Source organism: Micromonospora foliorum (genome assembly GCF_022229015.1).
GTDB lineage: Bacteria > Actinomycetota > Actinomycetes > Mycobacteriales > Micromonosporaceae > Micromonospora > Micromonospora foliorum.
Genome location: NZ_JAKKFF010000347.1, coordinates 1 through 13,886 on the forward strand (window position 1 = coordinate 1; position 13,886 = coordinate 13,886).

Consider the following 13,886-nt stretch of genomic DNA (forward strand, 5'->3'; position numbering starts at 1 on the left):
TCCCCAACCGAGCCCCGTCGCCACGCAACAAGCACCACGCCGACATCCGGGTGGAGACCGCGCCGGGACGCACCACCTCCCGCGTCCTGCTGCCGACCACCGAGGGCCCCCCGGACCAGCCACGCGACGCACCGACCACCTAGAGCCAGCGAGCGGGCAGTACCCCGGTCGGCCGCACCACCCCTTCGCACCGCCCCGCCCCGCCCCGCACCGCCCCGCCCCGCCCCGCCCCGCAAGATCGTGCTCGATCCGGGAAGTAGTGGCATCGCGGGGCGGGGCGGGGCGGTGCGGGGCGGGGCGGGGCGGTGCGAAGGGGTGGTGCGGCCGACCGGGGTACTGCCCGCTCGCTGGCTCTAGGTGGTCGGTGCGTCGCGTGGCTGGTCCGGTGGGCCCTCGGTGATCGGCAGCAGGACGCGGAAGGTGGTGCGTCCCGGCTCGGTCTCCACCCGGATGTCGCCGTGGTGCTTGTGCACCACGATCCGGTACGAGATGTCCAGCCCCAGGCCGGTGCCCGCCCCGACCGGCTTCGTGGTGAAGAACGGCTCGAAGATGCGCGGACGCACCTCCGGCGGGATGCCCGGCCCGGTGTCGGTGATCTCCACCGCCAGCAGGTCGCCGACCCGTCCGGTACGGACGGTCAGCACGCCCTTCTCCCCCATCGCGCCCAACGCGTTGTCGATCAGGTTGGTCCACACCTGGTTCAGCTCGGCCGCGTACGCCGGGATCGGTGGGAGGCCCCGGTCGTACTCGCGGACCAGCTTGACCTCGGCGGGGATCTTGCCCTTGAACATCACAAGCGTGGCGTCGAGCAGGTCGTGCACGTCCACCACCCGGTGCGGCGCGCGGTCCAGCTGTGAGTACTGCTTGGCGGCGTCCACCAGCCCGGAGATCCGGGTAACCGCGTCGCCGATCTCGCGCATCAGCAGCTCGGTGTCGACGGTGTAGGTGAGCCAGCGCACCGCCGCCTCCAGGTCCGCGGCCCCGACCGCGGCCTTGACCTGCGCCAACCAGGCCGCGTCGAGCCCACCGCCGACCAGGATCGGCGCCAGGTCCCAGGCCCCGCCGACCCCGTGCTCCTCCAGCCAGTCGGTGAGGGTGTCCTCGGCGTCGGCGGTGGCCATCGGGGTCAACTTCGGCGCGGTGGCCACCCGGGCGACCGCCTCCTCCTGCAACGCGACCAGGCCGTGCAGGGCGCTGCCGTCGAGCCGCCCATCGGCGATCATGGCGAGCTTGTGCCGCATCCCGGCGACCCGGTCCCGCAGCACCGACGTGGCCCGCACCGCCGCCGCGGCCGGGTTGTTCAGCTCGTGGGTCAGCCCCGCCGACAGCGAACCGAGGGCCAACAGCCGCTCCCGTTCGCCCACGATGGCCTGGCTGTTCCGCAGGCCGAGGAACAGCCCCTCCAACAGGTGCATGGGCATCGGGAACCAGGACCGCAGGGCGTACGCGAAATCCTCCGCCGGCAGCACGAAGAAGTCCGAGTCGACCAGCGCCCGCATGCTGTTGCGGTAGATCTGGTCGACCTGGTCACCCAGGTACGCCTGGACGGCACCGCCATACACCCCGCGCTGATCGGTCCGACTGACCTCGACGTCGTCGCCGCGCACCTGCCGGCTCAGCGCCACCGCGCCGCGCAGCAGCACGAAGAAGCAGGTCCCGGGCTCCCCCTCGGCGTACACCAGGGTGCCGCCCGCACGTTGCTCGACCCGGCCCCGCTCGGCCAGCCACTCGAGTTGCCCCTCGTCGAGGGACTCGAACAGGAACAGGGTGCGCAACTGCGCCGGCGTCAGCCGGTCAGACTCGGTGGTCACTGCGACTCCTTCGCTCGCGACTGCGGGGCTCGCAACACCGGCTCACTCCTCGCGCTCACTGGGACTCCTTCGCTCGCGACTGCGGGGCTCGCAACACCGGCTCACTCCTCGCGCTCACTGGGACTCCTTCGCTCGCGACTGCGGGGCTCGCAACAGCCGGCTCATTGGGCTTCCAGATAGCGGTGCACCAGCGACACCGCCATCGCGCCCTCGCCGACGGCCGAGGCCACCCGCTTGACCGACTCGGCTCGCACGTCCCCGGCGGCGAACACGCCCGGCACGCTGGTTTCCAGGTGGTACGGGTCGCGCGACAGCGACCAGCCGGCCGGCCGCCGACCCCCGGCGAGCAGATCCGGGCCGGTCACGATGAAACCGCGCCCGTCGCGGACCAGCACCCCGTCCAGCCAGTCGGTGCGGGGCTCCGCGCCGATGAAGATGAACAGCCAGGAGGTGTCGACCGAGCGGGCCTCCCCGGTGCGGGTGTCGCAGAGCGTGAGCCGTTCCAGGTGGTCCTCCCCCGCCCCGCCGACCACGGCGGTGTGCGGGTGCACGGTGATCCGGTCGATCCGTTCCAGCTGGTCGATCAGGTAACGCGACATCGAGTTGGTCAGGTCCGCACCACGGATGAGCAGGTGCACCCGCGACGCGTACCGGGAGAAGTGGACCGCCGCCTGGCCGGCGGAGTTGGCCCCGCCGACGATGTAGACGTCCTGCTCGACACAGCTCGGCGCCTCGGTGGCCGCAGCGCCGTAGAACACCCCCCGGCCGGTGAAGTCCGCCAGCCCCGGGGCGTCGAGCACCCGGTACGACACACCGGTGGCCAGCACCACGGTATGTGCGGCGATCTCGCTGCCGTCACCGAAGCGCAGCAGCCGGGCGCCGCCGGCCTCGCTGAGACCGACCACCTCCCGGGCGCTGAGCAGCTCGGCGCCGAACTTGACCGCCTGCCGCCGGGCCCGATCGGTCAACTGCGCGCCGGAGACACCGTCCGGGAATCCCAGGTAGTTCTCGATCCGGCTGCTCTGCCCGGCCTGACCGCCGGTCGCCCGTCGCTCCACGAGCACGGTGCGCAGCCCTTCCGACGCGCCGTACACCGCCGACCCGAGGCCGGCGGGGCCACCACCGATCACCACCAGGTCGTAGAAGTCGCACGCCGGCACCACGGTCAACCCGGCCAGCGCGGCCAACTCGGCCTCGCTCGGCGCGACCAACGCCTTGCCCTCGGGCGTCACCACCAGCGGTACGTCCGCCTCGGTGGCCCCGGCCGCGTCGAGCAGCCGGACGCCCTCCGGGTCGTCGGACAACAGCCACCGGTACGGCACCAGGTTGCGGGCCAGGAAGTCCCGGACCTTGAACGACGGCGCCGACCAGCGGTGCCCGACGACCCGGATCTCGGCGCTGGCCGCGTCCGGGGTGACCGCCCACGCCTCCAGCAGCCCGTCGACCACCGGGTAGAGCTTCTCCTCCGGCGGGTGCCAGGGCTTGAGCAGGTAGTGGTCCAGGTCGACCACGTTGATGGCCTCGATCGCGGCGTCGGTGTCCGCGTACGCGGTGAGCAGCACCCGGCGGGCGGCCGGGAAGATGTCCATGGCCGCCTCCAGGAACTCGACGCCGGTCATCTCCGGCATCCGGTGGTCGGCCAGCAGCAGTGCCACCTGTTCGCCACGCAGTTTGACCTCGCGCAACGCGTCCAGCGCCTCCGGCCCGGAGGACGCCCGCAACACCCGGTAGCGGTCGCCGTAGCGGCGCCGGATGTCCCGGGCCACCGCCCGGGACACCACGGGGTCGTCGTCGACGGTCAGGATCACCGGGTTCGCCATGGCGCCATGAAATCACCTGCCGAGGGTCGACCGCACCATCGCCGGGGCCCGGAGCACGGTTGACCGCCTCGCAGGCGGGTAAGCCGGGGAGCCGCGCGGGTGGCCGGACATCGACGACCCGCCCGGTTGCCGTGCACACCTCGGGGGGCCCATGGCGGACGCGACACCGACCGGACCGACCACGTCGGGTGGGATCGTGGAGCTGCGGGTGCACGGTGTCTCCGGCGCGGGGGCGGACCAGGTGTTGGACCGGCCGCACGTGCACCAGGTCGCCGGGGACCGCAGCGGAGGGTTCTACCGACCGCGTCCCGGCTATCCGGACTCCACCGGGACGGACGGGGTGACGCTGGAGGCGTACCGCTGGAGTGACCTGCCGTCCGGCACGGCGGTGCGGACGCTGTCGCTGGTCTTCCTGCTGCCGTTCATGCTCTGCAACGTGGCGCTCTGGATGCGCCCGGCGAACACCGTCTCGACGCGCGGCTTCATGGCGCTGTGCCGGGTGCTCGCCCTCACCCTCACCGTCCTCTACGTGCTCTCCATCGTCGGGGTGGCGCTGGACCTGATCGCGTGGCGCTGCATGGACACCCCGTCGTGCCTGGCCGGCCGGAGCTGGCTGTCCTGGCTCGGCGGGCGCCCGATCGGGCTGCGCCTGGGGGTGCTGGCGCTCGTGCCGGTCGGCGCCATCGGCCTCGTCTGGTGGCTGGGCGCTCGCCCGAGCCATTCGTTCGACGCGTTCCGGACGCCGTCGACGAAGACGTCGAAACACCAGTTGAGCGCCGTCGGCCAGTGGGACGGCGAGCCGCTGGTGGGTCGGCTGCGCTCGGTCCACGTCGCGGCGGCGTTCGCCACGCTGAGCGGCAGCCTGCTGGTCGCGCGAGCCAGCCAGCACCGCTCGGCGGTGATGGCGATCCTGCTGGCGGCCACCGGGGCGGTGCTGCTGGCCTGCCTGCTCCTGGTCACCGTGGTGCCCAGCATCGACCGCACCGAGCCGTCGCCCCGGGTGGACGCCGTCTTTCGCGGGCTGCGCACGATCGCCTGCGGCGTGACGATGCTGGTGATCGTGCACGTCGTCATCAGCCCGGCGCCGTGGCCGCAAGGCGGTGCGCTGCCCGGTTACAGCGCGATCGTGGCCTGGCTGTTCGTCAGCCAGACCGTCCTGGTGGTCGCGCTCGCCACCCTGGTGATCTGGCGGCGCGGTGGCGGGCAGCGCAGGTCACCCATCCGCGCGTTGGGAGCGCCGGTCTTCATGACGATCTCGGCCGGGCTCGCCGTGGCGTTCTCCGCCGAGCTGGTCTACCGGGTGGCGGACCTGCTCGATCGCGAAGGGACGACCGCGGACAGTCTGGAGACCAGCCCTCCGCTGGCGTACAAGTGGGCGATCTTCGGGTTTTTCCTGGCGGTGGTGACCGCGCTGCTGGTGGCCGGCCTGGTCACCAGGGTGACGCGGCGCGGGCGGCGGCGGGCCGCGCGGGCGATCGTGGCCGCCGACTTTCCGCACGCGCCGCCGCACGCGGCGGAGCGGCTGCGGCGGGTCGAGCAGGCGGTGGCCCGGGCCCGCTTCACCGAGCGACTGGAACCGCTCTCCGTGGTGTACGCCGGCCTGGCGGCGGTCGGCCTGGCCACCAGCCTGCTCGGCCTGCTCCAGCTCCTGCCGGGTGATGTGGCGCAGCGGTACGTCGGCGTGCCGGAGAGCATGGTCAACTTCCTGATCGGGTCGGGTAGCTACGTGATCGCCGCGATCCTGCTCGGCCTGGTGGTGGGCGGCATCTTCGCGTACCGGACAGCACAGTTCCGCCGGTACGTGGGGGTGCTCTGGGATCTGGGCACCTTCTGGCCCCGGGCCGCGCACCCGTTCGCGCCGCCCTGCTACGCCGAACGGGCCGTGCCGGAGCTGGCCAAGCGGATCACCTACCTGGTGGAGCAGGGGCAGGGCGTGCTGCTGGCTGGACACAGCCACGGCTCGGTGCTGCTCGCCGCCGCGGTTCTGCAACTGCCCACCCGGATCACCGACCGGGTCGCCCTGCTGACCTACGGGTCGCCGCTGGGCCGGCTGTACTCCCGGCTGTTCCCGGCGTACGCCGACGAGCCGGCGCTGCGGGAGATCGGCGAACGGGTCGGCTGGCGCTGGATCAACCTGTGGCGCGACACCGACCCGATCGGCGGCTGGATCTTCGCCTCCCACCGTCCCGGGGAGGCCGAGACGCTGACCGGGCCGGCGGCGACCGTGGACCGACGGTTGACCGACCCGCAGGACGTGGTGCCGGCGCCCAGCGACAGCGTTCCCCCACCGATCCTGGGACACTGGCCGTGTGAGTCGCAGGAGGCGTTCGCGGACGCGGTACGGGACCTGAGCGCACGACTACGCCCCGCGCGCCCGGCACGCGACTGAGCCGGCCGGTACGACCGCTGCGGCGGCCGGATATCGTCGCCTGGTGACCCCGTCCAAACCGCCCGCACGCCGGTTGATCGCCTCGAACAAGAAGGCCCGGCACGAGTACACCGTGCTGCGCACGTACGAGGCGGGCATCGTGCTGGTCGGCACCGAGGTGAAGTCACTGCGGGAGGGACGGGCCTCGCTGGTCGACGCCTTCGCGCACGAACGCGACGGCGAAATCGTGCTGTACGGCCTGCACATCGCCGAGTACGCCTACGGCACGTGGACCAACCACGCGCCGCGCCGCAACCGCAAGCTGCTGCTGCACCGCGCCGAGATCGACCGCATCCTGGACAAGGTCCGCGAGGGCGGGGTGACCCTCGTCCCGCTGTCGATGTACTTCGAGAACGGCTTCGCCAAGGTCGAACTGGCCCTCGCGAAGGGCAAGCGCTCCTACGACAAGCGCCAGACGCTGGCCGAGCGCGACGCTAACCGGGAGATCGCCCGCGAGCTGGGCCGGCACCTCAAGGGCCACCCCCGCAGGCCCTGACGCCTTCGCCGTCGCGGCGGGCACGTTCCGCCCACCGGGGGCGGGCACAGGCGGTGGCTGCGCTGGTAGGAGCGGCGGCGACCGGGAGGGGACGGCCCGGAAGGGTCCGCCGTCTTTCTGGACAGGCTGGCGCCCGTCGGAGTGTTCCGACGGGCGCCAGCTTCAGTGCGATCCGGGCAAGCAGCCCGGTGGTGTGGACTAGTGCGCCGCACCACCGAAGCGCTGGCGGCGACGCCAGGCCAGGGTCAGCAGCAGCATGATCGCTCCTGCGCCGACCAGGCCGCCGCCGAGCTTCATGGGCGTACCGAGGCTGTCACCCGTGACGGGCAGCGGCTGCTTCTTGTGCAGCACCCGCAGCTCGGTGGAGGCGGTACGGCCGGACTCCCGGCCGGTGGCGGTGAAGGTCAGCAGACCCGTCACCGACGGCTTGTAGCTCTTGGTGAAGCGGCCCTGGCCGTTGGTGTACGCCGTGAAGTGCAGGGGCGCGCTCGCCTGGTAGGCCACCGGAGCCATGGCCACGGTGCTGCCGTCGCTGCGGCGAGCCGGAGCGACGGCCGGAGCGGCCTGCGGAGTGACAGTCACGTTGATGTCGACCGTCTCGTTCGGGCCGAAGTTGGTACCCGTCAGCACGACCGTCTCGCCGAGGTAGATCGTCGGACGGTTGACGGTCAGCGACGCGGCGGTCGGCGGGTACGGCGGCGGTTGCGGCGGGTCGGTGGTCGCGCTGGGCGTCGGCTGCGGCTGTGCCGCCCCCGCTGCCGTCGGCACGGCCACCACGGCCAGGCCGACCGTGAGCGCCATGATGATGCGGGATAGCCGCATGATTGGTTCCCTCCTACTGATCACAGCTTGGTGCGGAATGAACTTGGGTGGTCCAGGGGCTGGCGGTGGGGGTCAGCCACAGCTCGGCCTGCCCGACGCCGGTCTTGGCCGTCAGCACGGTGACTTCCAGCGCCCTCTCGGCGCCGGGGCCGATGTCGACGCTGGCCGTCGCCACCTGGCGGCGGCGTTCGGTGCCGCTGCCGAGCGCCGTCTCGGCCCCGTCGAGTCGGGCCTCAAGAACCGCTCCACCTGCCGGGCTGAAGATCGACACCAACGTGCGGGCGGTGTACGGGTCGCCAGCCAGACCGAGGCCGAGCACGGACTCGCTAAGTCCGGACTTCGGCGCCGTTGAGCGCAGGGTCACCCGCAGTCGGAGCTCACGGCGGCCGTCCGACCGGCATTCGCCGACCGTCAGGTTCGCCGTCGGCCGCAGGTAGTAGCCGAGCTTCGCGCCGCTGCCGTCGTTGAGGAACACGCCGACAGTGGGCACGGTGTCCTGTTCCGGAAGCGTCCCGGCCATCCGGCTCTCGCCGAATGTCCGCTGTTCCTCAGGTCGGGCACTCCAGAACAATATCCGGCGTTCAGTGATAGCACGGTCAAATGCGGACAACAACACCCGCGGGTTGACATTCTTCTTGAAGAAGGTGTCGAACACCGAAGCGGCCGAGGCCGCGAAGAAGTCGTCCTGCTGTTTGACGTCGAGGGTCTGGTAGCTGTCGTTGAGCAGGGTCTGCACGACCTTCTCACTGGCGAGCGGGACACCGCCGGGGACCAGCACCGGACCGGTCGCCTTGAGCAGGTAGGACAGCACCACCGGGTCGACGGCGAGCACGCCGTCGACCGTGGTGCCGGTCTTGCGGCGGAACATCTCGCGGTACAGCGTCGCGGCGGTCGGGAAGTGCGGGGACAGGTTGACGTCGGCGGGGTAGATGCCGGGCAGGTCCGTCCACAGGGCCCGGGTCTCGGCGGGCACCTTCACCGCGGGGATGAACCGGCCGAGCGAGGCACTGCTGCCCTGCTTGCCCATCTTCACCTTGCCGTTCTCCGCCTCGATCATCGCGTACGCGCCGAACATGCCGCCGGTGGCGCGCAGCTCGGCGAGGTTCTGCGAGACGAGCAGGTAGCGGCGTGGGCCGTTCGCGCCGAGCAGCGGCGGAAGCAGTCGGGCTCCCTGGTCGGCGGCCGTGGTGAGGCTGGCCAGCCGGTCGATCTCGTCGCGGAGGTCGGTCAGCGCCTGCCGGATCTGGCTGACCAGGCTGTCGGCTGGCACCGCCGCCAGGTTCTGGCGGGTACGTTGCACCGACTCGTGGACCTCGGTCAGGTGCGTGGAGACGTCGGCGAGTCGGGCGAGGTCGACCCGGCCGCCGGTCGGCACCAGGCTGGTGAGGTCCGTTCGGAGCAGGGTCGGGAACGCGTGCCGGGCCAGCTCGTCGATGGCCACGGCGATCTGCGCGACGGCGTCGAGGTCGTCGCCGGCGATCGGGGTACGCCGTCCGAGCTGCCAACCCGGGTCGGCGGTAGCCGCGCGGGCCGCGCCGGCCTGCTCCTGGAGGGCGGCGAGCGTCCGCAGGGCACGGTCGGTGTCCCCACCGACGATCTGGGCACTCAGCTCTCGCGCCAGGCCGGCGGCGTTGAGCAGGTGGGTGCGCGCCTGCCAGCCGCGGAAGCCGATCCACCCGCCGGTCGCCAGCAGCAGCGAACCGACCACCAGGGCGCCAAGGAGCGCCCGTCGCAGTCGGGCCCGCCGACGACGCCGGGATCGGCTCCGCCGCCGGATCGGTCGTTCGCTCACCGTCACACCACACTCCCGTTCGCGGAACCGGACAGAAGGTCGATTCCCTGACGTTCTTAGCACGCCCCAGGGAAGTTCGTACCGTTATTACGGTTGTCGTCCTTTAAGCGAGTTTTCTTCGTGGTTCCGTGGCGGGCTCTGCGACCCGTCCGGCCGCCTCGTGCAGCAGCCGTTCGATCTGGTCCACGCCGGCGGGCAGCGACATCTCCCGCAGGTACGCGGCCCGCCCCCGGCGACCCATCTCGGTGCGGGTCGACGGCGGAATGGTGGCGGCCAACCAGAACCGGTCGGCCAGCGCCGCCCAGTCCTCCGGCGGGCAGGACAGCCCAGCCCGAGCCCGTTCGACCAGCTCGGCGGTGTCCCCGCCGGCCGACGCGATCACCGGTGCGGCACAGGAGAGCGCGGCCTGGAGCTTGCCGGGCACCGTGCCGCGCAGCTCCGGAAGGTCGCGCAGCATGACCAGCTGGTAGTCGGCGGCGGCGTACAGCTCGGGCATGTCGACCGGCGACCGCCGCTCCAGGAAACGGATGTTCTTCGCGCCCAGCTCGGCGGCGAGCCCCCGCACCCGCCGCTCCGCCGTTCCCGAACCGACCAGGACCAGATCCATGGTCCGGTCCAGCGCCGCGGCCGCCCGGACCGCGGTCTCCAGCCCCTGCCGCGCGCCGATGGTCCCGGCGTGCATCACCACGCACCGACCGTCTCGACGGACCAGCTGGCGGGCCGCCGCGCCGGGCGTCGCCGGGTGGAAGATCCGCTCGTCGGTCCAGTTCAGCACCAGCCGGACCCGGGCCGGGTCGGCGCCGGCGGCGACCACCAGGTCCCGCATCGACGGCGCGGCGACCGCGATGCGCGCCGCGGTCCGGTAGATCCGCGTCATCGTGCTGCCCATCCGCGCCGCCCAGCGCCCCTCGCCCCCCTCGTCGGCGCCGTCACGGGCCCAGACGTCCTGCACGTGCAGCACCGCCGGCACCCGCCCGAGCAACCGGAGCACCGCGGCGGCGGCGAACGTCGTCGCCGGCAGCTGGAAGACGTAGAGCGCGTCCACGTCGCCGAGGAACCGGCGTGCGACCAGCCCGGTACTGCCGGCGAAGGAGAGGTAGCTGGCCATCCGCCCGCCAACCGACGCGGCGCCCCCGGGGTACCGGGGCACCCGTCGGACGCTCAGCCGTTGACTGTGCGTCTCGTGGTGCCACCGCTGTCGCCAGCCGGGATAGACATGCCCGCCGGGATAGTCCGGAAAGCCGGTGAGGACACGTACCTCGTGCCCCCGCGCGGCCAACTCCTCGGCGAGGCTCCCGGGGATGAACGCCGGCTCGGGCGGAAAGTGGTAGGACAGGATGCCGATCTTCACCGGTGCGCCCCCGTCCCGCAGGGATCGCCCGCGGCCGGCGCGGCACCACGACCGGCGCGCGACCGGCCCGCGTACGATGCCGACAACCCCTCCCTGCACGACCACCGGCGTCGACGCACCGCCCTCGCGGTGCGAGCGCCCGTGTCCGTACCGATGAGAGGGGCACCGATGGCTGATCGCGTGTTGTTCGTCTGCCACGCCAACCTGTGCCGGTCGCCGATGGCCGAGTACCTGGCCCGTCGGCTGCTGGCCGACCGAGCCGTCGAGGTGGCCAGCGCCGGCACCGACGCGATCGACGGGCTGGCCATGCACCCGTACGCCATGGAGGTCGCGACCGAGAACGGCGCGGACCCGGCGGCGTTCCGAACCCGGGGGTTGCGCCCCGAGTTTCTGGTCGACGCGACGTTGGTGCTGACCGCGACCCGACGCCAACGCTCGGTCTGCACCGCGTTGGCGCCGGGAGCGCTGCACCGGACGTTCACGCTGCGCCAGTTCGGCCGGCTGGCCGCGGCGGCCGAGCCGCCCGCCGACTCGGCGGACGACCCGTTGCGGGCCGCGATCGCCGCCGCCGCCCAGGCCCGGGGACGGCTACAACCCGCCGCCCCGGACGAGGACGACCTGCGGGACCCGATCGGCGGTACCGCGGCCGACTTCCGACGCTGCGCCGAGGAGATCGAACGGTCGCTGCGACCCCTCGCCGCGCTCATCGGGGCAGCCGGGTGAGTTCCTGGGTGTGGTCGGGGACACCGTTGACCCCGTCGGCGGCCGCGCTGTGCCGGCCCGCCGCGGCCCGGTCGGCCGACGCCGAAGCCCCGGCCGTCGAGGCGACCACCCGGTAGGCCTCGTACTGGTACGCCTCGGCCTTGGCCACCTTGGCCATGTTCAGCACGCAGCCGAGCAGCCGGACCGAGACCGAGTGCAGCGACCGGGCCGCCGCGGCGACCTGGGTACGCGAGGTACGGCCCTGCTGGGTCACCAGCAGCGCGCCGTCGGCCTGCACGGCCACGACCACGCCGTCGGTCACCGCGAGCAGCGGCGCGGTGTCGATGATCACGATGTCCGCCGACTCACGCAGCGCCAGCAGCAGGTCCGACATGGCCTTGGAGCCGAGCAGCTCGCTCGGGTTCGGCGGGGCCGACCCGCTGGGCAGCACCAGAAGCGACTTGTCCCCCCAGCGCTGCACGACGTCGCCCACCTTCACGTCGCCGACCAGCACGTCGGTGAGGCCGACGCCGGCGTCCAGGCCCAGGTAGTCGTCGACCTTGGGGCGGCGCAGATCCGCGTCGACAAGCAGCACCCGCCAGCCCGCCTCGGCCAGTGCGATGGCGAGGTTGCAGGAGAGCGTGGTCTTGCCCTCGCCCTGCAGGGCACTGGTCACCGCGATGACCCGGGCCGGCTCGTGGACGTCCACGAAGCGCAGGTTGGTCCGCAGCTTGCGGACCGCCTCGGCGCGCGCCGAGGTCGCGGCGTCGCCCACGATCAGCGGGGCGCTGCGGGCGTTGGCCTCGAACGGAATCTCACCGAGCAGCGGGCTGCCGGTGGCGCGTTGCAGGCCGGCCGCGTCGCGCAGTCGGACGTCGGCGACGCCCCGCAGGATCGCCAGGCCGATGCCGAGGATGAGGCCGACCAGGCCACCGAGGGTGAGGTTGCGGACCGGCTGCGGCGAGACGGGGTTGGCGCTGACCCGCGGGCCACTTACCACCTCGATCTTGATGGGCGTCTTGCCCTCCGGCGTCGTCTCCACCTTCTGCACGAGTTCGACGAACTTGTTGGCGAGGCTCTCCGTCACGCGCAACGCGCGGGTCTGGTCGGTGTCGGTGACCGTCGCCCGCAGCAGAACGGTGCCGGTCTCGGTGGAGGTGCTCACCCGGCGCTGCACCTCGTCGGCGGTGAGGCCGACCGGGGTCTCGGCCACGACGCTCTGCGCCAGCCGGTCGCTGCTGAGCAGGTCGGCGTACGACTTGACGCGCTGCTGGAGGAAGAGCCCACCCTGGTAGGCGTCGGTCACGCCGGTGCTGGGGGTGGTGACGAAGAAGGTCACCGAGGCGACGTACCGAGGTTGGGCCCGTACGGTCAGGAACGCTGAGACGCCGAGAGCCACCATGACCGTGACCAGCGCGACCCACCAGTGCCGACGCACGTGGCGCAATTGGCGGAGCAGGTCCATCAGGAGCGCCCCCGTGCCGGTCCGGTTACGGCAAAGAACTTCACGAAAACCCCCAAGGTCGTCTCTAAACTCGTGAAACCATTAAAGCGGCTCATACGGCTTATGTCCGGAGTTATGTATTTTCTGGGACCGAGAAGTGCGCCCGCATGACCAACCCGACAAACGTCCATTCGGCTGCGGCGACAACGGGGAAAAAAGTCGAAGGCCGATCGGATGGCGTCCGATCGGCCCAGCGGTCGCCGCCGACCACACCGCCGGATAGGGTCGACAGCGGTGTGCCGGGAAGTCTGGTCGGCGAGTGGATTCCTGCTGTCCCGACTCCCGTAGGGGAACCCGCACATGACCTCCCGCACCCCACCGTCGGGCCCGCGTCCGCCGAAGATCCGGCTGTTCTCCCGGTCGTCCTGGCCGGAGGCCCGGCACCTGGCCGACGTGCTGCGTACCGAGACCGTCGGTGGCGCGCTGCTGCTGACGGGTGCCGTGATCGCGCTGATCTGGGCCAACTCGCCGTGGTCCGACTCGTACACCCGGCTCGGCGACGTCGTGCCCTGGCCCGGCGCGCCCTGGCACCTCGACCTGGACGTGGCCACCTGGGCGGCGGACGGCCTGCTGGCCATCTTCTTCTTCGTGGTGGGCCTGGAGCTCAAACGGGAGTTCGTCGCCGGTGACCTCCGCGACCCGCGACGGGCCGCCCTGCCGGTGGCGGCCGCACTCGGCGGGATGCTGCTGCCGGCGCTGATCTACCTGGCGGTGGTGCTGAGCGCGGGCGGGGAGGGCCTGCGCGGGTGGGCCATTCCGACCGCCACCGACATCGCATTCGCGCTCGCCGTGCTGGCGGTGGTCAGCTCACATCTGCCCCAGGGCCTGCGCGCATTCCTGCTCACCCTCGCGGTGGTCGACGACCTGTTCGCGATCACCATCATCGCGATCTTCTACACCGCCGACTTCCAGCCCGTTCCGCTGCTCGCCGCGTTGGCGCCGATCGGCCTCTTCGCGGTGCTGGTGCAGCGGGGGCGTACCTGGTGGTGGGCGCTGATCCCCCTCGCGATCGCCGCCTGGACACTGATGCACGCCTCGGGTGTGCACGCCACGGTGGCCGGTGTCCTGCTCGGCTTCACGGTCCCGGTGCTCGCCCGCCGACGCGTGGACGGCGGTCAGGCGGCCACCGGCGACGCGGGCGACGCGGGCGACGCGGGCGA

General features: G+C 72.2%; 10 protein-coding genes. 4 read left to right on the forward strand and 6 right to left on the reverse strand.

The window, feature by feature from the left end; genetic code table 11:
• Positions 1–353: 353 nt before the first annotated feature.
• Both PSH25_RS23830 and PSH25_RS23835 read right to left on the reverse strand, forming a co-directional pair.
• Positions 354–1,811 (reverse strand): ATP-binding protein, encoded by a 1,458-nt coding sequence (locus PSH25_RS23830; RefSeq protein ID WP_238661188.1) that lies wholly within the window; start codon positions 1,809–1,811, stop codon positions 354–356.
• Positions 1,812–1,972: 161 nt separating this feature from the next.
• Complete coding sequence (locus PSH25_RS23835; RefSeq protein WP_238661189.1) at positions 1,973–3,631, reverse strand: NAD(P)/FAD-dependent oxidoreductase; 1,659 nt, start codon at positions 3,629–3,631, stop codon at positions 1,973–1,975.
• A 151-nt stretch (positions 3,632–3,782) separates the two neighbouring features.
• Here PSH25_RS23835 and PSH25_RS23840 point away from each other — a divergent pair, with 151 nt between their 5' ends.
• Together PSH25_RS23840 and smpB are read left to right on the forward strand one after the other, a co-directional pair.
• Positions 3,783–6,020, forward strand: a complete 2,238-nt coding sequence (locus PSH25_RS23840; RefSeq protein WP_238661190.1) for a hypothetical protein — start codon at positions 3,783–3,785, stop codon at positions 6,018–6,020.
• Positions 6,021–6,063: 43 nt separating this feature from the next.
• Positions 6,064–6,555, forward strand: a complete 492-nt coding sequence (gene smpB / locus PSH25_RS23845; RefSeq protein WP_124856073.1) for an SsrA-binding protein SmpB — start codon at positions 6,064–6,066, stop codon at positions 6,553–6,555.
• Positions 6,556–6,753: 198 nt separating this feature from the next.
• Here the strand turns inward: smpB and PSH25_RS23850 are convergent, their stop codons facing one another.
• From PSH25_RS23850 to PSH25_RS23860, 3 genes are all read right to left on the reverse strand, one after another.
• A complete protein-coding gene (locus PSH25_RS23850; protein ID WP_238661191.1) occupies positions 6,754–7,377 on the reverse strand; it encodes a hypothetical protein in 624 nt (207 codons plus the stop codon).
• Positions 7,378–7,390: 13 nt separating this feature from the next.
• A complete protein-coding gene (locus PSH25_RS23855) occupies positions 7,391–9,169 on the reverse strand; it encodes a DUF4012 domain-containing protein (protein WP_238661192.1) in 1,779 nt (592 codons plus the stop codon).
• 103 nt (positions 9,170–9,272) lie between these two features.
• The gene (locus PSH25_RS23860; protein ID WP_238661193.1) at positions 9,273–10,520 is read right to left on the reverse strand and encodes a glycosyltransferase family 4 protein; all 1,248 of its coding nucleotides are present in this window, start codon (positions 10,518–10,520) and stop codon (positions 9,273–9,275) included.
• Between the two features lie 168 nt (positions 10,521–10,688).
• Between PSH25_RS23860 and PSH25_RS23865 the strand changes: the two genes are divergently transcribed.
• A complete protein-coding gene (locus tag PSH25_RS23865; RefSeq protein WP_238661194.1) occupies positions 10,689–11,243 on the forward strand; it encodes an arsenate reductase/protein-tyrosine-phosphatase family protein in 555 nt (184 codons plus the stop codon).
• Here the strand turns inward: PSH25_RS23865 and PSH25_RS23870 are convergent.
• Positions 11,224–12,687 carry a tyrosine-protein kinase domain-containing protein gene (locus tag PSH25_RS23870; RefSeq protein ID WP_238661195.1) on the reverse strand — a complete coding sequence of 488 codons (1,464 nt, stop codon included), beginning with the start codon at positions 12,685–12,687 and terminating at the stop codon, positions 11,224–11,226. The genes PSH25_RS23865 and PSH25_RS23870 overlap by 20 nt on opposite strands.
• Positions 12,688–13,026: 339 nt before the next feature.
• Here PSH25_RS23870 and PSH25_RS23875 point away from each other — a divergent pair.
• A partial coding sequence (locus PSH25_RS23875; protein ID WP_238661196.1) for a Na+/H+ antiporter NhaA occupies positions 13,027–13,886 on the forward strand: 860 nt, incomplete at its 3' end.

What these genes read in the sequence shown, in the direction of transcription:
- PSH25_RS23865 (WP_238661194.1), top strand. Translation starts at nt 10,689, where the DNA reads ATGGCTGATCGCGTGTTGTTCGTCTGCCACGCCAACCTGTGCCGGTCG.
- PSH25_RS23850 (WP_238661191.1), bottom strand. Translation starts at nt 7,377, where the DNA reads ATGCGGCTATCCCGCATCATCATGGCGCTCACGGTCGGCCTGGCCGTG.
- PSH25_RS23870 (WP_238661195.1), bottom strand. Translation starts at nt 12,687, where the DNA reads ATGGACCTGCTCCGCCAATTGCGCCACGTGCGTCGGCACTGGTGGGTC.
- PSH25_RS23840 (WP_238661190.1), top strand. Translation starts at nt 3,783, where the DNA reads ATGGCGGACGCGACACCGACCGGACCGACCACGTCGGGTGGGATCGTG.
- PSH25_RS23835 (WP_238661189.1), bottom strand. Translation starts at nt 3,631, where the DNA reads ATGGCGAACCCGGTGATCCTGACCGTCGACGACGACCCCGTGGTGTCC.